This window comes from Streptomyces sp. TSRI0107 (assembly GCF_001905845.1).
GTDB lineage: Bacteria > Actinomycetota > Actinomycetes > Streptomycetales > Streptomycetaceae > Streptomyces.
The window spans coordinates 87,069-105,461 of record NZ_LIVZ01000006.1 but is presented as its reverse complement, the minus strand read 5'-3'; the positions used below and the strand labels follow the sequence as shown (position 1 = coordinate 105,461).

Genomic DNA, 18,393 nt, shown 5'->3' with positions numbered 1-18,393 from the left:
CGCCGCGCTGCGCGTCGGGCCGGGCGCCGGGCTGCGCGTCGGGCTGTGCGGAAATCCGGTTTCCGGTGTCCGCCGCGCCGCCTACGGTGACCCCATGGCCCCCACCGACTGGAAGATATCGAGCCTGGCCGAGCGTCCCGACATGCTGGAGCGGGTCTACGGAATGGCGGACAGCTGGCCGGAGTTCGTGCTTCAGGACCCGGTGGGCTGGGCCCACTTCCCGCGGATAGCCGCCGAACTGCCGCAGTACGTGCTGTTCGCCGAGGACGAGCGGGGCGAGGTCGTCGCGAACGCGTACAGCGTGCCGTTCGCCCTCGACGCCGCCGGTCGCGGCGAACTCCCCGCGCGCGGCTGGGACGCGGTCCTCCTGTGGGCCTTCTCCGACCTGCGGCGCGGGGTCCGTGCCGACACCGTCAGCGCGATCTCCGTCTCCGTCGCCCCGCACGCCCAGGGCCTCGGCCTGTCCGGACGGATGCTCACCGCCATGCGGGACAACGCCCGCGCCCTCGGCTTCCGCGAGGTCGTCGCCCCCGTACGCCCCAACGCCAAGCACCTGGAACCCCGTACGCCGATGGACGAGTACGCCCGCCGGGTACGCCCCGACGGGCTTCCGAACGACCCCTGGATGCGCGTCCACGCCCGGGCCGGCGCCGTCGTCCACTCCGTGGCACCGGCCTCGATGACCGTCTCCGGGTCGCTGGAGCAGTGGCGGGAGTGGACCGGGCTGCCGTTCGACACCGCGGGCGACGTGGAGGTGCCCGGCGCGCTGGTGCCGGTGCGGTGCGAGCCGGAGCGGGGGTACGCCGTGTACGTCGAGCCCAACGTGTGGATGCGGCACCCCCTGTACGGGCCTGTGCGTGAGGCCCCTACAGGGAGGTGGCGGCTCAGCCGGCGAGCTCGTCCAGGTCCAGGATCTCGCCGCTGGGCTTCTTCGCCGGGACCGGCTTCCCGAAGTCGCTGAGGGTCAGCGTGGTGCGGTCGCCGGCGTTGGTGTCGTCCACGCGCAGCAGGTACGGCTTGCCCTCGGTGGCCACGTACAGCTTGTAGCGGTCCTTGCCGTCCTTCTCGTGCAGGACGATCGCCGGGGTGCCGTCGACGGTGGTGGTCTTGCCGCGGGCCGCGTCCGAGTTCACGTCCTCGGCGCCGCCGAGCACCTCGTCCAGATCGCAGAAGCTCGCGATGTCCTCGGCGTCCGCGCCCTCCGCGGCCATCTTGGTCCACTTCCCGGCCAGCAGGTCCACCGCCGCGTCGGTCTCCTCCTTGGGCTGACCCTCGCTGTCGGCGCGCAGGAACGCCTCGTCGTAGCGCACGTAGATGGTGTCGCCGGTCCGGATCAGATCGGCCTTGCCCCCGCCGGTGCCGAGCGTTCCGGCGCACTCGCCCTTCTTGTTCAGGGCCATGTCGAAGGTCATCGCGCTGCCCGACTCGTCCGCGGGGATGTCACCCGTCAGGCGCAGCGACGAGGCCTCGGTCGTGGCCTTCACGGCCCGGTCGGCGATCTCTCCGCCGGTCAGTCCGGCGAACGGCCCCTTCGGCTTGTCGTCCGCCTTGTCCTCGCCCGGCAGACAGCCGGTGAGGCCGACGGTGGTCGCGGCGGCGAGGCAGAGAGCGGCAAGAGCGGTACGGCGCATGGGAGTTCCTCGGGGGTGAGCTGTGGGGGTTGTTCGGTGCGTTGCGGTGGAGCGGATGCGGATGCGGATGCCGACGATGCGTCCGGCTGACGCGATGGGGTTGATGCGATGCGGGTGATGCCGCATGAGGTGGCCGCGCGGGAGGGGCAGGTGTGCCGGCCGTGCCCCGCGCGGCGGCCGGCCCGGGTGGCCGACCGCCCGGTGAGCCGTCGGCTCAGCCGGTCTTCTTCCAGTCCTGGCAGCCGGACGTCTTGAAGTAGGCGTCCGAGGCGCTGATCGTGACGACCGCCGAGCCGGACACGTTGTTGTTCGCGATGATCGAGTCGAGCGAGTGCTCGGAGTCCTTGGTCCGCTCCCAGTAGCACATGTCGTCCGTGTTGCCGGTCGACTTGTAGGTGCCCGGGGCGATGTCCACGCCGACTCTGTACATGCCGCCGCTGCCGGCCATCTTGTCGGCGGGGGAGCCGCCCTTGGCCTTGGTGTCGACGGCCTCCCAGTCGTTGCAGCCGCTCGACGTGAAGAGCTTGTCGGTGTCCTTGATGGTGACGTAGCTGGTGCCGCTGACGTTGTCGTTGGCCAGCAGGGACTCCATCTCGCCCGAGGCGTCCTTGGCACGCTCCCAGTAGCACATGTCGTCGGTGTTGCCGGTGGTGCGGTAGGTGCCGGGCTTGATGTCGGAGCCGACCTGGAAGTCGCCGTCCCCCTCGAAGGCGACCTTCTTCTCCTCGGCGGCCTCGGCACCGGAGTCCTTGACGGTGCCCGGCTTCTGGCCGGCGGACGCCGAAGAGCCCTTGTCGCCGCCCTTGGCGCCGCCGTCGTCGCCGCCGCCGTTCGCCGACACGGCGCCGATGACCACGACACCCACGACGGCACCCAGCGCGACCTTGGTCTTCATGCCCATGACTGTTCCCTCCCCGACGTGTCGACTGCCTCGGTCCGGCAGTCGTTCGTTCGCTGGGTCAATAAGAGCACGGCGTGTGAACCGAGTCAACACGGTTCACAGAATGGTCCCCGTACACGGTCGTGAATCGAGGGATCTTGCGTGCGTCGGTATGCTCGACGACACACAGCAAGGCGCCACACACGGGAACGCCAGACGGCGCGCCGACGGCGCAGCCACAAACGCGGCGAGGGGAGCGGGCGGGTGCAGGACAACGCGACAGAGGTGACCGCCGCCGGAATCGCCCGGCTCGCCGGCGTCGGCCGGGCCGCCGTGAGCAACTGGCGCCGACGGCACGCCGACTTCCCCAAGCCGGTCGGCGGCACGGAGACCAGCCCCTCCTTCGCCCTCGCCGAGGTCGAGGCCTGGCTCCGCCACCAGGGAAAACTCGCCGAAGTCCCGCTCCGGGAGCGCGTCTGGCAGCAACTCGCCGGGCACCCGGAGGGACCCGTCACCGCGCTCACGCACGCCGGGTCCGTCCTGCTGCTCATCCACGACCGGCCGACGGTGTGGCTGGAGGTGAGCGCCGGGTCCGACGAACGGCTCGCGGCGATGCTGCCCGCGGCGCTGGAGCAGGTGATCACACCGCGGTTCGGTGAAGCGGCCCGAGGGCGACGGCCCGGACAGGTGAATGCCGGAGCGTCTGTGACCACTCCGCCCTCAGTTCACACGCCATCCTCTGTTCACAGGCCGCTTTCGGTTCACACGCCGCCTTCGGTTCACACGCCGTCCACCAATGACCGGCCCGGTGACCCGACGAAGACTGTGAAGAGCGCACTCGCCGTTCACGTGCCCAGCGGCCCCGAACTCCTCCCCTCCGCCCCCCTGCTGCGCGGCGCCGCCGAGCTGGCCGCCGAGATGGGCGCCCGGCAGACGTTCGAGTTCCTGCTCGGGCGGCACCTCGACGCCAACCCGCGCCAGTACACGCTCACCCCCGCCGAACTGGCCCGCCTCATGGCCGACCTCGCCGGCCCCGCCCGCACCGTCCTCGACCCGGCCTGCGGCACCGGCGCCCTGCTGCGCGCCGTCCCCGCCCGGCCCGACCAGGAGCTGTACGCCCAGGACAGCGCGGCCGACCTCGCCGCGCTCACCGCCTTCCGGCTCGCCCTGCACACCCCGGCCGCCGTGCGCGCGGCCGACGGCGACAGCCTGCGCGCGGACGCCCACCCCGCGCTGCGCGCCGACGTCGTCCTGTGCCATCCGCCGTTCAACGAGCGCAACTGGGGTCACGACGAACTGGCCTACGACCCGCGCTGGGAGTACGGCTTCCCGGCCCGCACCGAGTCCGAGCTGGCCTGGGTGCAGCACGCGCTGGCCCGGCTGCGGGACGGCGGCACGGCCGTGCTGCTGATGCCGCCCGCCGCCGCCTCCCGCCGTTCCGGCCGCCGTATCCGCGCCGACCTGCTGCGCCGCGGCGCGCTGCGGGCCGTCGTCGCGCTGCCGGTCGGCGCGGCACCGCCGTACAACATCCCCCTGCACGTGTGGGTGCTCCGCCGTCCCGACAAGGCGCCCGCGCAGCCGGAGGTGCTGCTCGCGGACGCCGGGCAGTTCGCCACGGAGGGGCGGGGCGGGCCCGACTGGCAGGCCGTGCGGGACGCCGTCCTCGACGCCTGGCGCGCCTTCGACCGCGCGGGCACCCTGGCGGAACGGCCGGGTCTGGCGCGTTCCGTGCCGGTCATCGAACTCCTCGACGACGACGTGGACTTCTCCCCGGCCCGCCACCTCCCGCCGCCCGCGGCGGCCGACGGCGCCGAACAGCTCACGGACGTGCGTACGCGCCTCGGCGAGACCCTGCGGCTGACCACCGAGCTCACCCCGCCCCCGGCGCGTTCCGCCGAGCCCGCGCGCTGGCCGCTCACCACCGTCGGTGAACTCGCGCGCGGCGGCGCCCTGGTGATGCGGACCGGCGGAAACGGCGGGCACACGCGCGTGCCCGTTCTCACCGACCACGACGTCCTCGCCGGAACGGCACCCTCCGGGAGCCTGCCCGAGAGCGAGGACGAGGCGGTGCTGACGGAGCCCGGTGACGTCGTCGTGCCGGTGCTCGGCGGCGGTGCGGTGGCGCGCGTCATCGACGACGCGACGGGGGGCGCCGCCCTGGGGCGCAACCTCGTACTGCTGCGCCCCGACCCCACGGCACTGGACCCCTGGTTCCTCGCCGGCTTCCTGCGCGGCACCGCCAACAACCGCCAGGCCAGCAGCTACGCCTCCACCGCCACCCGCCTCGACGTGCGCCGGCTGCAACTGCCCCGGCTCCCGCTCGACGAACAGCGGCGCTACGGCGCGCGCTTCCGCGCACTCGACGAGTTCGAGCGGGCGCTGCGCCACGCGAGCCGGCTCGGGGAGCAACTCGTGCGCGGCATGTACGACGGCCTGACGGACGGCACGGTCACACCGGACTGAGGACGCGGGCCCGCGAACGCGGACCGCGACGGAAGTGATCAGCACGACAACGGTTCGGTACAACCCAGGACCGGTTGTCCGTGTCGGCCTATACGCTCGAAGCGACCATCGCGCGACCGGCGTTCCGGCGCCGGCGGGCGCCGTACGTCCCACCTCAGGTATCAGGAGCAGTCATGCATGGCCACGGCTACGCGCAGCCGGTGAAGCAGCCGCCTCCCACGGCGTGGCTGGTCGTCCTGCGTGTGCTCTTCGTGGTGATCTCCGTCCTCAGCCTCGGCTTCCTGACCTGGACGATGCTGCTGCGCCTGGCGATCGTCACGCGCAGGTCGCTGGACTGGGGACTGTTCGTGGCCGTCCTGGCCGTCGACATCCTCGCCATGGTGCTGCTGGGGACCGAGCCCGGCGAGGAGATCCACACCGCGGGCGGCTGGACCGGACTCGGGCTGCTGCTGGGCACGCTCGTGATCGTCATCGCGTACTACCTCGCCGCGGACGTACGCCACTTCCACCAGCTCCGCTACGGCGCGTACGGCCCGCAGCCCGCGTACGGCTACCCGCAGCCCCCGGCGCCGTACGCCACGGGCACGGCCACCACCCTCCCGCAGACGCCGCCGGTGGCGCGCATGCCGCAGATCCCGGCAGCGCCCGCCGCGCCGGTCGCGCCGCAGCCGCAGCACGCCCCCGGCGTCCCGCAGGCCCACACCCCGCCCCCGGCGCCCGGCACCGGCGTGCCCGTGCCCCCGGCGCACACCCCGCCGCCGCAGCGCCCCGCGCCGGCCCGCATCGACCAGGTGCGTGCCGAACTCGACGAACTCAGCGACTACCTGCGCAGGCAGGACGGCGATCACGAGGGCGGACGGTGACCGTGGCGACAGGACGCGTCGTCGCCGGCCGGTACGAACTGGCCACCCTCATCGGGCAGGGCGGCATGGGCCAGGTCTGGACGGCCTACGACCGGCGGCTGGACCGGCGCGTGGCGGTGAAGCTGCTGCGCCCCGACAAGGTGGCCGGCCAGGAGGCCGACGAGCTGCGCCGCCGCTTCGTGCGCGAGTGCCGGGTGACCGCGCAGGTCGACCACCCCGGCCTGGTGACCGTGCACGACGCGGGGAGCGAGGGCGAGGAGCTGTTCCTCGTCATGCAGTACGTCGACGGCGCCGACCTCTCCGACCACCTCGCCGAGCACGACCCGTACCCGTGGCAGTGGGCGGTTGCGGTCGCCGCGCAGCTGTGCGCCGTGCTGAGCGCCGTGCACGCCGTGCCGATCGTGCACCGCGACCTCAAGCCGCGCAACGTGATGGTCAAGCAGGACGGCACGGTCACCGTCCTCGACCTCGGTGTCGCGTCCGTCATGGACACCGACACCACGCGGCTGACGCACACCGGCTCCCCGATCGGCTCGCCCGCCTACATGGCGCCCGAGCAGGCCATGGGCGGCGCGGTCGGCCCGTACACCGACCTGTACGCGCTCGGCGTCCTGTTGCACGAACTGCTCAGCGGAGACGTGCCCTTCGTGGGCTCGACGGCGCTCGGCGTGCTGCACCGGCACCTGTACGAGCCGCCGCTGCCCGTGCGCCGCATCCGGCCCGAGGTGCCCGAGGCGCTGGAGACCCTGGTCCTGCGGCTGCTCGCCAAGGACCCGCAGCACCGGCCGGCGTCCGCGCAGGAGGTGTACGAGGAGCTGGCGCTGCTGCTGCCCGCGCGGGGCACGCCCACCGGGGCGCCCCTCGACCCCACGCGCCCCTTCGTGCGCCCCCACGCCCCGTGGCCGGACCGCCCGCGGACGCCCGCGCCCCAGCCCGCCCCCGTCGCACCGGTCCCCAGCGTCGCCGAGAAGCCCGATGTCGCGGGCGCCGTCGACGAGGTCAAGCGGCTGCTCGGCGAGGGCCGCATCACCCAGGCCGTCGACATCCTCGGGGCGATCCTGCCCGCCGCCGCCGAACAGCACGGCGAGCACTCCCCGGTCGTGCGCACCCTGCGCAAGCAGTACGCCGCGACGCTCATGGACGACGGCCAGTACCGGCGCGCGCTGCCCGAACTGCGCCGCCTCGCCGACGAACGCGCCGCCGAGGCCGGCCAGGCCGACCCGCAGTCGCTCCGCTTCCGCTACGACGCCGCGCAGTGCCTGGAGCAACTCGGCGAACCGGCGGCGGCGCTCGCCGAGTACCGGGCACTGCTGCCGTACTACGAGAACCAGTACGTCTCCGGCGACCCCGAGCTCGCTCACGACGTCCGCCGCCGCATCGGCCACCTCCTGCTCGCCCTCGGCGACCGCACCGCCGCCCACGACACCCTCGTACGGCTGCTGCACGACGTGGAACGGACCGGCGGCCCCGGCCATCCGCTCGCGGCGGAGGTACGGCGGACCCTCCAGTGGCTGGGGCAGGTGCGCTGACCCCCTGAGCGCCGCGCGGGCGCGGCGGTGCCCGAAGTGGCGGTGAATCGTTGGTCGAATGGGTTGGCCAGAGCCGAGCCACTGCCTACCATCGATCACCGCAAGACTTTGTGCACCGTCGCACAATCTCCTCGGGAGGTTTCCTTGCACCGCCGTCGTCGTCGCACCGCGCTCCTGCTGTCCGCCGCGATCGCTGCGGCGCCCCTCCTCACCGCCTGCGGAAACGATGCGCGTCCCGGCGCGGCGGCCGTGGTCGGCGATCAGCGGATCACCGTCGCGCAGCTGGAGAACCGGGTCGACGAGGTCCGCTCGGCCCAGCGGGCCGCGGTCACCGACGACGCGCGGTACGCGCAGGCCATCGCCAAGTCCGGCAGCCTCACCCGCGACACCCTGCACGGCATGGTCCTCGACCGGGTGCTGCACCGTGCCGCCCAGGACGCCGGCATCACCGTGACCCGCAAGGAGATCCAGGAGATGCGGTCCGGCCTGGAGCAGCAGGTCGGCGGGTCGAGGGCGCTGCAGACGGCGTGGCTCCAGCAGTACAGCGTGGCGCCGGAGCGCCTGGACGAAAACCTGCGCCTGCAGCTGGAGGCCCAGAAGCTCGCCGCGAAGCTGGGCACCGACACCAGCCAGCCGGCCTTCTGGGAGGCCCTGTCCAAGGCCTCCGCCGACCTGGGCGTCTCCGTCAACCCGCGCTACGGCAGCTGGGACGTGGAGAAGAGCAGCCGCGTCGACGCCAGGACGCCGTGGGTGCGGGAGGTCACGGCCCAGCCGCAGCAGCCGGCGTGACGCGGTCCGCGGCGGCCTGAGCGCCCAGACCGACACCGGTCTGATGATCGCACCGTGCCTGTGGACAACCGCGGAGGCATGTCGGCGCCGTGGGTTACGTTCGGATCGTGAACGGAACCAGCTTCGAAGGCGCCCAGGACCCGGCCGGCCCCCACCCCGGCCGCGTCGTCCTGCTCACCACCAGCCACCGCGTCGCCCCCGGCCTGCTCTCCTGGCCCGCCTGGCAGGCCCTGCGCACCGCCGACCGCGTGCTGTGCGCGGACGGGGCGCACCCGCAGCTGCCCTATCTGCGGGAGGCGGGCATAGCGGTCGACGAGGCCGCGCCGACCGCCGAGGAACTGGTCGACGCCTGCGTCGGCGGCCACACCGTGGTCGTCGTCGCCACCGGCGAGGGCGAGCCGGCCCTGACGGACGGGCTTGCGCGGCTCGCCGGCTCCGGCCGGGTGCGGATGCCCGAGCTGGAGCTGCTGCCCGCCTCCTACGACCTGCCGGGCGCCCGGCTCCTCGACCTCGTGCAGGTCATGGACCGCATCCGCGCCGAGTGCCCGTGGTCGTCCCGGCAGACCCACAAGGGGCTGGCCAAGTACGGCATCGAGGAGGCGTACGAACTCGTCGAGGCCATCGAGGACGGCGACCGCGACGAGCTCCGCGAGGAACTGGGCGACGTCCTCCTCCAGGTCGTCTTCCACGCCCGGATCGCCGAGGAGGACATCGAGGAGCCCTTCTCCATCGACGACGTGGCCGGCGGCATCGTCGCCAAACTGATCCACCGGCACCCGCACGTCTTCGGGGACGCGCAGGCCGCCACGCCGGAGGAGGTCAAGGAGCACTGGCTGCGCACCAAGGCCCAGGAGAAGCAGCGGGCCTCCGTGACCGAGGGCATCCCCCTGCACCAGCCCGGCCTCGCCCTCGCCGCGAAGCTGGCGTCCCGCGCCCGGACGGCGGGACTGGACGTCCCCCTGCCCGCCACCGAGGGCATCGGCTATGAACTCCTCGCCCTGGCGGCGCGAGCCGAGGCCGAGGGCACCGACCCGGAGGCGGCCCTGCGCGCGGCGGCCCGCGCCTACCGGGACGCGATCAGGGCCTACGAGGCAGGGGAGCCGACGACGTGACCGGCCGGCCCCACCCCGCGACGCCCGCTCCGGCGCTCCCTCCGGCGTCCCCTCCCGCGCCGGAACTCTTCACCTGGGAGTTCGCCACCGACCCCTACCCCGCCTACGCCTGGCTCCGCGAGCACGCCCCCGTGCACCGGACCCGGCTGCCCAGCGGGGTGGAGGCCTGGCTGGTCACCCGGTACGCCGACGCCAAGCAGGCGCTGGCCGACCAGCGGCTGTCGAAGAACCCCGCGCATCACGACGAACCCGCGCACGCCAAGGGCAAGACGGGCATCCCGGGGGAGCGCAAGGCAGAGCTGATGACGCATCTGCTCAACATCGACCCGCCGGACCACACCCGGCTGCGCCGGCTCGTCTCCAAGGCGTTCACACCCCGGCGTGTGGCCGAGTTCGCGCCGCGCGTGCGGGAGCTGACCGACCGTCTCATCGACGGCTTCGCCCGCGAGGGCTCCGCCGACCTCATCCACGAGTTCGCCTTCCCGCTGCCCATCTACGCCATCTGCGACATGCTGGGCGTGCCGCGCGAGGACCAGGACGACTTCCGGGACTGGGCGGGCATGATGATCCGCCACGGTGGCGGCCCGCGCGGCGGGGTCGCGCGTTCGGTGAAGAAGATGCGCGGCTATCTCGCCGACCTCATCCACCGCAAGCGGGCGGCGCTGCCCGCCGAGCCCGCGCCCGGCGAGGACCTGATCTCCGCTCTCATCCGGGCCTCCGACCACGGCGAGCACCTGACCGAGAACGAGGCCGCGGCGATGGCGTTCATCCTGCTGTTCGCCGGTTTCGAGACCACGGTCAACCTGATCGGCAACGGCACCTACGCCCTGCTCACCCACCCCGAGCAGCGCTCCCGCCTCCAGCAGTCCCTCGCGGCGGGCGACCACGCCCTGCTGGAGACCGGCGTGGAGGAACTCCTGCGCTACGACGGCCCCGTGGAGCTGGCCACCTGGCGCTTCGCGACCCGGCCGCTCACCATCGGCGGACAGGACATCGCCCCCGGCGACCCGGTCCTCGTCGTCCTCGCCGCCGCCGACCGCGACCCGGCCCGGTTCACCGACCCCGACACGCTCGACCTCGCCCGCCGCGACAACCAGCACCTCGGGTACGGCCACGGCATCCACTACTGCCTGGGCGCCCCGCTCGCCCGGCTGGAGGGCCAGACCGCGCTCGCCACCCTCCTCACCCGCCTCCCGGACCTCCGCCTCGCCGCGGACCCCGCGGACCTGCGCTGGCGCGGCGGCCTCATCATGCGCGGACTGCGCACGCTGCCGGTGGAGTTCACGCCGGAGGCCTGACAGCCGACCCCGTTTGGCCGGTCCCGCCCGACTTGTGACGGCCGGACGGCAACTCCGTGCACGTCATGTCACGACTACTCCGCGTGCCCGTCACAAAGATGACACTCCTTCACGTCCGTGATCTACACGTGATCTACGCGGCATTAACTTGTGACAAGTGATCGTCTGCCTATACGTTCACCCATCAGCACGGCGCCGAGTACCGCCCGTCGTGCCGTCACTGCTGTCTCGGGAAAGGTCCCCGCATGCTCTCCGGGAACGGTCGTCACCGTCGCCCCCGCCAGGCTCCGGCTCTCATCGTCGCGGCCGGAGTGACCGGGTCCGCGATCGCCATTCCGCTGCTCGGCGCCACCGGCGCGAGCGCCGCCAGCGGTACGACGTGGGACAGGGTCGCGGAGTGCGAGAGCGGTGGCTCCTGGAGCGCGAACAACGGCAACGGCTACTACGGCGGTCTTCAGATCTCCCAGGACGACTGGCTGAAGTACGGCGGCTCGGACTACGCGGAGAGCCCCGACATGGCGAGCCGTTCGCAGCAGATAGCCGTGGCCGAGAGAATCCTCGCCGACCAGGGGCTCGGCGCCTGGCCCACCTGCGGACTGCTCGCCGGCCTGGACGGCGACTCCGGCACGCCGGGCGTGGACACGGGCCTGGCCGCCGACGCGGCGTCGGGCGCGACGGCCACCCCGGACGACGAGGACTCCTCGGACGGCCGCGAGTCCGGCTTGTCCGACTCGTCGGAATCCTCGGAATCTACGGAATCGTCCACTTCGGCGGATTCCAGCGAAAAGGGTGGAAAGGACGGAAAGGGCAAGGGGTCCGAAAGCTCCGAAAGCTCTGAGTCTTCCGGATCCGTCACCACTGGCCCGTCTTCTGACGCTTCGTCGACCCCGGCGGACGGCTCCGCCGAGAAGGACGGCGAGGGTGCCGGCGACTCCTCCGCGGCCGACACCAAGAGGGACGACTCGGACAACTCCGGACAGGCCGACTCCTCTTCGGAGTTCTCCACCGGCACCGGCCGCCACCGCGGTGAGAGCGCCGACGAGGACGCCGCCGACGCCCGTACGTCCGAGCCCTCCGGCCGTCACGCCTCCCGTGACGCCGCGGCGGCGCGTGACGCGGCCGACGGCTCCTATACCGTCCGCTCCGGCGACAGCCTCTCGGGCATCGCGGACTCCCTTGAGCTGCAAGGCGGATGGACCGCGCTCTACGCCGAGAACAAGACGACCGTCGGCGCCGACCCCAACCTCATCATCCCCGGTCAGACCCTTGAGGTGGGGGTCGAACCGGGCGAAAAGTAGCCGAAGTTCGCGTCACACTTCGGGGTTAATGTCCGTTATAAACGCGGTGAGAGATAGGTCTCAGAAGCCCTGATCCTCTTTGAAATCCGGCGGATCGCCTGCCTACGGTCGGGACCGCTCGCCATCGCGAGCCCCGGCTGCCGCAACGCCGAATCCTGCCAGCGGCCGTACGGGAACAGTCGTCGCGTCAAGCGCCGCAGGCAGGAGCGGGGGACCCAAGGTAAGTGCCGGGTCCGGCAGTTGAGGAGACTCGACGCCGGAACCGGCTAGGGGTGGAGCCGCAGCTCGCGAGAGCCGCGGCCGGGCAACTCAACCGGCCCGAACCCGACAGCTCACCTCGCAGGCGTCGGTGAGGGGATCGATCCATGCTGTTTTCCGGCAAGGGCAAGCACCGTCGTCCGTCCAAGGCCACCCGCGCCATCGCCGTCGCCGGTATGGCCGGCGTCGCCGTCGCCGCACCGCTGATGGCGGCCGGCTCCGCCTCCGCCGCCACCGCGTCCGAGTGGGACGCCGTCGCCCAGTGCGAGTCCGGTGGCAACTGGTCCATCAACACCGGCAACGGCTACTACGGCGGTCTGCAGTTCTCCGCATCCACCTGGGCCGCGTACGGCGGCACCCAGTACGCCGCCACCGCCGACCAGGCCAGCAAGGACCAGCAGATCGCCATCGCCGAGAAGGTCCTCGCGGGTCAGGGCAAGGGCGCCTGGCCGCACTGCGGCGTCAACCTGTCCAGCACCCCGTACGGCGGTGGCGCCGCCGCCTCGAACGACAGCGGCAGCGGCACCGCCGCCCGCGAGACCGAGGAGCAGAGCGCCTCCCGCTCCGCCGAGCGCCCGGCCGCCTCGCAGCAGACCGAGAAGGCCGAGAAGACCGTCACCACCCCGACCGGCAAGAAGGTCGAGAAGGGTGACGGCGAGTACAAGGTCGTCAAGGGCGACACCCTCAGCACGATCGCCGAGGAGCACGGCGTCGAGGGCGGCTGGCAGAAGCTGTTCGAGCTGAACAAGGACATCGTCGACGACGCCGACGTCATCTACCCGGGCCAGCAGCTGCACCTCAAGTAAGAGGGGCCCTTCAGACTCCCCGCCCCGGTGCGTGTTCCCCCGTACGCACCGGGGCGGGGTTCTTTTTCATGGCGGGTTTTTCGAAACGGTCTTTGTTCCGTTCGGAAACAATTTACTCTCGGTTCCGTCCACGGGGTGGGCGGTCGGCTGGCCGATCGCCCCGAGCCGGTTAGGCTCGTCTCGCAGAGCCACACCCGCGGCCTGCCAACCGCGTCACATCCATGAAGGAGATGCTCGTGCCGTCCATCGACGTCGTCGTAGCCCGGGAAATCCTCGACTCCCGAGGCAACCCCACGGTCGAGGTCGAGGTCGGCCTCGACGACGGCAGCACGGGTCGTGCCGCCGTCCCGTCCGGCGCCTCCACCGGCGCCTTCGAGGCCATCGAGCTCCGCGACGGCGACTCGAACCGCTACCTCGGCAAGGGTGTCGAGAAGGCCGTCCTGGCCGTCATCGAGCAGATCGGCCCGGAGCTCGTCGGCTACGACGCCACCGAGCAGCGCCTGATCGACCAGGCCATGTTCGACCTGGACGCCACCGACAACAAGGGCTCCCTCGGCGCCAACGCCATCCTCGGCGTCTCGCTCGCCGTCGCCCACGCCGCCTCCGAGGCCAGCGACCTCCCGCTCTTCCGCTACCTGGGCGGCCCGAACGCGCACCTGCTGCCGGTGCCGATGATGAACATCCTGAACGGCGGCTCGCACGCCGACTCCAACGTGGACATCCAGGAGTTCATGATCGCCCCGATCGGCGCGGAGTCCTTCTCCGAGGCGCTGCGCTGGGGTGCCGAGGTCTACCACACCCTGAAGAAGGTCCTGAAGGGCAAGGGCCTGGCCACCAGCCTCGGCGACGAGGGCGGCTTCGCCCCGAACCTCGGCTCCAACCGCGAGGCCCTCGACCTCATCCTCGAGGCCATCAAGGAGGCCGGCTACACCCCCGGCGAGCAGATCGCCCTCGCCCTCGACGTGGCCTCGTCCGAGTTCTACAAGGACGGCGTCTACACCTTCGAGGGCAAGGAGCGCTCGGCGGCCGAGATGACCGAGTACTACGCGGAGCTGGTCGACGCGTACCCGCTGGTCTCCATCGAGGACCCGCTGTTCGAGGACGACTGGGAGGGCTGGAAGACCATCACCGCCAAGCTCGGTGACAAGGTCCAGCTCGTCGGCGACGACCTGTTCGTCACCAACCCGGAGCGCCTGGCCCGCGGCATCGAGGAGGGCGCGGCCAACGCCCTGCTGGTGAAGGTGAACCAGATCGGCTCGCTCACCGAGACCCTGGACGCCGTCGAGCTGGCCCAGCGCAACGGCTTCAAGTGCATGATGTCCCACCGCTCCGGCGAGACCGAGGACGTCACCATCGCCGACCTGGCCGTCGCCACCAACTGCGGCCAGATCAAGACCGGCGCCCCGGCCCGCTCCGAGCGCGTCGCCAAGTACAACCAGCTGCTGCGCATCGAGGAGATCCTCGACGACGCCGCGGTGTACGCCGGCCGCTCGGCGTTCCCGCGCTTCAAGGGCTGATTCCGGCAGGGCTAAAGCTCAGCCAGTCGTACGTACGTCCCCGTACTCGGTCCCGTACCGTGTGCGGGGACGTACGCACGTACACGCGCCGGTGAACACGCGCAAGCGAACGGGGAGGCGGGACGATGGCCGTGAAGGACCGGGACCGGTTCTCCACCGCGACCAGGATCAGACTTCTGGGCGAGCAGACCGCCGCCCGGGTCTACCGCTCGCAGACCCGGCGCCAGGCCCGCCGCTCCCGGCTGACCGGCCGGGCCGCCCTGCTCGCGCTGGTGGTCTGCTCGCTGGTCGTGGCGCTGGCCTACCCGATAAGGCAGTACGTCGCCCAGCGCGCCGAGATCGCCGATCTGCAGCGGGAACAGCAGCAGGCCCGGGAGCGCGTCGAACAGCTGCGCGACCAGAAGGCGCGGTGGCAGGACGACGCGTACGCCGAGCAGCAGATCCGGCAGCGGCTGCACTATGTGATGCCCGGGGAGACCGGCTACGTGGTGATCGACCCGGACGCGGTCAAGCAGTCGCGCGCCGACACGGGTGCGGCCGACCGCCCCTGGTACTCGAACGTCTGGGACGGCGTCGACAAGGCCGACGCCGCCGACGCCCCGGACAGTTGACACGGACACAGAAAGACAGGCATGGAAACGCCCCCGCCGCCCACCCCGCGCACCGAGCCCACCGACGCGGACGTCGAGGCCTTCAAGCAGCAGCTCGGCCGTCCGCCGCGCGGGCTGCGCGCGATCGCGCACCGCTGCCCCTGCGGGCAGCCGGACGTCGTGGAGACGGCCCCGCGGCTGCCCGACGGCACCCCCTTCCCGACGCTGTACTACCTGACGTGTCCGAAGGCCAACTCGGCCATCGGCACGCTGGAGGCGAACGGCGTGATGAAGGAGATGACGGCCCGCCTGGAGAGCGACCCGGAGCTGGCCGCCGCCTACCGCGCCGCGCACGAGGACTACATCCGGCGCCGGGACGAGATCGAGGAGCTGAAGGGCTTCCCCAGCGCCGGCGGCATGCCGGACCGGGTCAAGTGCCTGCACGTCCTGGTCGCCCACTCGCTGGCCGCCGGGCCGGGCGTCAACCCGCTCGGCGACGAGGCTCTGGCCATGCTGCCGGAGTGGTGGCGCAAGGGCTCCTGCGTGACGCTCACAGGTGAGGAGGCCGCGCAGTGACCCGGGTCGCCGCCATCGACTGCGGTACGAACTCCATCCGCCTGCTGGTCGCCGACTGCGACCCGGACACGGGCGAACTCGTCGAACTGGACCGCCGTATGACGATCGTGCGGCTCGGCCAGGGCGTCGACCGCACCGGACGGCTGGCGCCCGAGGCGCTGGAGCGGACCTTCGCGGCCTGCCGCGAGTACGCCGAGGTCATCAAGGAGTACGGCGCCGAGCGGCTGCGTTTCGTGGCCACCTCGGCCTCCCGGGACGCCGAGAACCGGGACGACTTCGTCCGCGGGGTGCTGGACATCCTGGGGGTCGAGCCCGAGGTGATCAGCGGCGACCAGGAGGCGGAGTTCTCCTTCACGGGAGCCACGAAGGAGCTGGGCGGCCGCACCGACCTCACCACGCCCTACCTCGTCGTGGACATCGGCGGCGGCTCCACCGAGTTCGTCGTCGGCGACGGCCGGGTGCGGGCCGCGCGCTCGGTGGACGTCGGCTGCGTCCGGATGACCGAGCGGCACCTGGTGCACGAGGGCGCGGTCACCGACCCGCCCACCGAGGAGCAGATCGCGGCGATGCGGGCCGACATCGAGGCCGCGCTCGACCTGGCCGAGGAGACGGTCCCGCTGCGCGAGGCGCACACCCTGGTCGGCCTGGCCGGCTCGGTGACGACGGTGTCGGCGATCGCGCAGGAGCTGCCGGAGTACGACTCGCAGGCCATCCACCACTCCCGGATCTCCCACGACAAGGTCCGGGAGATCACAGAGTGGCTGCTGCACTCCACGCACGCCGAGCGCGCGGCCGTGCCGTCGATGCATCCGGGGCGGGTGGACGTGATCGCCGCGGGAGCCCTCGTCCTTCTGTCGATCATGGAGCGGATCGGCGCCGAGGAGGTCGTGGTGAGCGAGCACGACATCCTGGACGGCATCGCCTGGTCGGTGGCGTAGCTCTCTTTTGTTACTTGCCGGTAGCCGCCGGTTGAGCAGCCCGGATAGCGTATGAGCGACCTCGAGGGGCCCTCCGTGGGCCCCTCGTTGACGTACCGTCGGGAAAGTTCGTGAAGTTCTTCACAAGGAATTCGGTCCTCCCGGGGTATCGGAAGGGGTCGGTTGGCCCTTTCGGGGGCCTGAACGGCCTTTGAACATGTTCAGAAGGGGCGCCCGGGGTACCTTCGGATCGCGTGCCCGAGCGGGTGTTTCCGGTCGCTCACACTCCGAGCGACTGCTCAGAGAGGCAGCTCACGCGGCATTGACAACGGGTACGCCCGCGTGACGGTTCCCGTACTTGGACATGATCTAAGTCACGCGAGCCGGGGAGTGTAACACGAGCCCTGTCGGAGCTTGTGAAGGGGCGCACGAGCCACCCCCTCCAGACGGGTGGATACTCGATGGCATGAGCACCACGGAGCGTCCCAGGATCCTCGTAGTAGGCGGTGGGTACGTAGGCCTGTACGCAGCTCGGCGCATCCTCAAGAAGATGCGCTACGGAGAGGCGACCGTCACGGTCGTCGACCCCCGGTCGTACATGACCTACCAGCCCTTCCTCCCCGAAACCGCCGCCGGCAACATCTCCCCGCGTCACGTCGTCGTCCCGCTGCGACGCGTGCTCCCCAAGGCGGAGGTCCTCACCGGCCGGGTCACCACCATCGACCAGGACCGCAAGGTCGCCACGATCGCCCCGCTGGTCGGCGAGGCGTACGAGCTGCCCTTCGACTACCTGGTCATCGCGCTCGGCGCCGTCTCCCGCACCTTCCCGATCCCCGGCCTCGCCGAGCAGGGCATCGGCATGAAGGGCATCGAGGAGGCCATCGGCCTGCGCAACCACGTGCTGGAGCAGCTCGACAAGGCCGACTCCACCACGGACGAGGAGATCCGCCGCAAGGCGCTCACCTTCGTCTTCATCGGCGGTGGCTTCGCCGGCGCCGAGACCATCGGCGAGGTCGAGGACATGGCCCGCGACGCGGCCAAGTACTACAAGAACGTGTCCCGCGAGGACATGCGCTTCATCCTCGTCGACGCGGCGGACAAGATCCTTCCCGAGGTCGGCCCCAAGCTCGGCCAGTACGGCAAGGAGCACCTGGAGAGCCGCGGTGTGGAGATCTACCTCTCCACCTCGATGGACTCCTGCGTCGACGGCCACGTCGTGCTGAAGAACGGCCTCGAGGTCGACTCCAACACCATCGTCTGGACCGCCGGCGTCAAGCCGAACCCGGTCCTCGCCCGCTACGGCCTCCCGCTGGGCCCCCGCGGTCACGTCGACACCGCCGCCACCCTCCAGGTGCAGGGCACCGACTACATCTGGGCCGCCGGCGACAACGCCCAGGTCCCGGACCTCGTCGGCCGCAAGGCGGGCAACGAGAACGCCTGGTGCCCGCCGAACGCCCAGCACGCGCTGCGCCAGGCCAAGGTCCTCGGCGACAACGTGGTCTCCGGCATGCGGGGCTTCCCGCAGAAGGAGTACAGCCACGCCAACAAGGGCGCGGTCGCGGGCCTCGGCCTGCACAAGGGCGTCGCGATGATCGTCATGGGCAAGATGAAGATCAAGCTCAAGGGCCGTCTCGCCTGGTACATGCACCGCGGCTACCACGGTCTGGCCATGCCGACCTGGAACCGCAAGATCCGCGTCTTCGCGGACTGGACGCTCGGCATGTTCCTCAAGCGCGAGGTCGTCGCCCTCGGCGCCCTGGAGTCCCCGCGCGAGGAGTTCTACGAGGCCGCCAAGCCGGCCCCGGCTCCGGCCCCCGCGGCCGCCGCGCCGAAGTCGGAGGAGAAGGCCAAGGCCTCCTGACCTCG

At 71.7% G+C, this 18,393-nt stretch carries 15 protein-coding genes, 1 pseudogene and 1 riboswitch; of the genes and pseudogenes, 14 read left to right on the top strand and 2 right to left on the bottom strand.

Annotated features, from left to right (window positions below; genetic code table 11):
- Positions 1-94 precede the first annotated feature (94 nt).
- Positions 95-844 (top strand): annotated as a pseudogene (locus AMK31_RS17000) (hypothetical protein); the annotation flags it as partial.
- Between the two features lie 40 nt (positions 845-884).
- Here AMK31_RS17000 and AMK31_RS16995 read toward each other — a convergent pair.
- Both AMK31_RS16995 and AMK31_RS16990 read right to left on the bottom strand, forming a co-directional pair.
- Complete coding sequence (locus AMK31_RS16995) at positions 885-1,631, bottom strand: hypothetical protein (RefSeq protein ID WP_073941382.1); 747 nt, start codon at positions 1,629-1,631, stop codon at positions 885-887.
- A 214-nt stretch (positions 1,632-1,845) separates the two neighbouring features.
- On the bottom strand, positions 1,846-2,532 hold the full coding sequence (locus tag AMK31_RS16990) for a hypothetical protein (protein WP_073941381.1): 687 nt from the start codon (positions 2,530-2,532) through the stop codon (positions 1,846-1,848).
- Positions 2,533-2,775: 243 nt separating this feature from the next.
- On the opposite strand from AMK31_RS16990, the gene AMK31_RS16985 reads away from it, so the two are divergent.
- From AMK31_RS16985 to AMK31_RS16925, 13 genes are all read left to right on the top strand, one after another.
- Positions 2,776-4,974, top strand: a complete 2,199-nt coding sequence (locus AMK31_RS16985; RefSeq protein ID WP_073941380.1) for an N-6 DNA methylase — start codon at positions 2,776-2,778, stop codon at positions 4,972-4,974.
- A gap of 173 nt (positions 4,975-5,147) precedes the next feature.
- The gene (locus AMK31_RS16980) at positions 5,148-5,837 is read left to right on the top strand and encodes a hypothetical protein (protein WP_073941379.1); all 690 of its coding nucleotides are present in this window, start codon (positions 5,148-5,150) and stop codon (positions 5,835-5,837) included.
- Between the two features lie 38 nt (positions 5,838-5,875).
- On the top strand, positions 5,876-7,366 hold the full coding sequence (locus AMK31_RS16975; RefSeq protein WP_274535969.1) for a serine/threonine-protein kinase: 1,491 nt from the start codon (positions 5,876-5,878) through the stop codon (positions 7,364-7,366).
- A gap of 144 nt (positions 7,367-7,510) precedes the next feature.
- Positions 7,511-8,155 carry a SurA N-terminal domain-containing protein gene (locus AMK31_RS16970; RefSeq protein ID WP_073941377.1) on the top strand — a complete coding sequence of 215 codons (645 nt, stop codon included), beginning with the start codon at positions 7,511-7,513 and terminating at the stop codon, positions 8,153-8,155.
- Between the two features lie 107 nt (positions 8,156-8,262).
- Complete coding sequence (locus AMK31_RS16965) at positions 8,263-9,267, top strand: nucleoside triphosphate pyrophosphohydrolase (protein WP_073941376.1); 1,005 nt, start codon at positions 8,263-8,265, stop codon at positions 9,265-9,267.
- On the top strand, positions 9,264-10,565 hold the full coding sequence (locus tag AMK31_RS16960) for a cytochrome P450 family protein (protein ID WP_073941375.1): 1,302 nt from the start codon (positions 9,264-9,266) through the stop codon (positions 10,563-10,565). Before AMK31_RS16965 ends, AMK31_RS16960 begins: the two co-directional genes overlap by 4 nt.
- Positions 10,566-10,810: 245 nt before the next feature.
- Positions 10,811-11,863 (top strand): LysM peptidoglycan-binding domain-containing protein, encoded by a 1,053-nt coding sequence (locus tag AMK31_RS16955; protein ID WP_073941374.1) that lies wholly within the window; start codon positions 10,811-10,813, stop codon positions 11,861-11,863.
- Between the two features lie 182 nt (positions 11,864-12,045).
- Positions 12,046-12,224: riboswitch (cyclic di-AMP (ydaO/yuaA leader) on the top strand.
- Positions 12,225-12,228: 4 nt separating this feature from the next.
- Complete coding sequence (locus AMK31_RS16950; protein WP_073941373.1) at positions 12,229-12,927, top strand: transglycosylase family protein; 699 nt, start codon at positions 12,229-12,231, stop codon at positions 12,925-12,927.
- A gap of 236 nt (positions 12,928-13,163) precedes the next feature.
- Entirely contained in the window at positions 13,164-14,444 is a 1,281-nt protein-coding gene (eno, locus tag AMK31_RS16945; protein WP_107468657.1) for a phosphopyruvate hydratase, read from the top strand.
- A 125-nt stretch (positions 14,445-14,569) separates the two neighbouring features.
- Complete coding sequence (locus AMK31_RS16940) at positions 14,570-15,055, top strand: FtsB family cell division protein (RefSeq protein WP_073941371.1); 486 nt, start codon at positions 14,570-14,572, stop codon at positions 15,053-15,055.
- 21 nt (positions 15,056-15,076) lie between these two features.
- Positions 15,077-15,610 carry a DUF501 domain-containing protein gene (locus tag AMK31_RS16935; protein ID WP_073941370.1) on the top strand — a complete coding sequence of 178 codons (534 nt, stop codon included), beginning with the start codon at positions 15,077-15,079 and terminating at the stop codon, positions 15,608-15,610.
- Complete coding sequence (locus tag AMK31_RS16930) at positions 15,607-16,548, top strand: Ppx/GppA phosphatase family protein (RefSeq protein WP_073941369.1); 942 nt, start codon at positions 15,607-15,609, stop codon at positions 16,546-16,548. The genes AMK31_RS16935 and AMK31_RS16930 overlap by 4 nt, the downstream gene beginning before the upstream one ends.
- Before the next feature lie 445 nt (positions 16,549-16,993).
- The gene (locus tag AMK31_RS16925; protein ID WP_073941368.1) at positions 16,994-18,388 is read left to right on the top strand and encodes an NAD(P)/FAD-dependent oxidoreductase; all 1,395 of its coding nucleotides are present in this window, start codon (positions 16,994-16,996) and stop codon (positions 18,386-18,388) included.
- The last annotated feature ends 5 nt before the right edge of the window (positions 18,389-18,393 follow it).

Coding starts and splice junctions, on each gene's coding strand:
- AMK31_RS16925 (WP_073941368.1), top strand. CDS start 16,994: ATGAGCACCACGGAGCGTCCCAGGATCCTCGTAGTAGGCGGTGGGTAC.
- AMK31_RS16995 (WP_073941382.1), bottom strand. CDS start 1,631: ATGCGCCGTACCGCTCTTGCCGCTCTCTGCCTCGCCGCCGCGACCACC.
- AMK31_RS16935 (WP_073941370.1), top strand. CDS start 15,077: ATGGAAACGCCCCCGCCGCCCACCCCGCGCACCGAGCCCACCGACGCG.
- AMK31_RS16955 (WP_073941374.1), top strand. CDS start 10,811: ATGCTCTCCGGGAACGGTCGTCACCGTCGCCCCCGCCAGGCTCCGGCT.
- AMK31_RS16940 (WP_073941371.1), top strand. CDS start 14,570: ATGGCCGTGAAGGACCGGGACCGGTTCTCCACCGCGACCAGGATCAGA.
- AMK31_RS16990 (WP_073941381.1), bottom strand. CDS start 2,532: ATGGGCATGAAGACCAAGGTCGCGCTGGGTGCCGTCGTGGGTGTCGTG.
- AMK31_RS16950 (WP_073941373.1), top strand. CDS start 12,229: ATGCTGTTTTCCGGCAAGGGCAAGCACCGTCGTCCGTCCAAGGCCACC.
- AMK31_RS16980 (WP_073941379.1), top strand. CDS start 5,148: ATGCATGGCCACGGCTACGCGCAGCCGGTGAAGCAGCCGCCTCCCACG.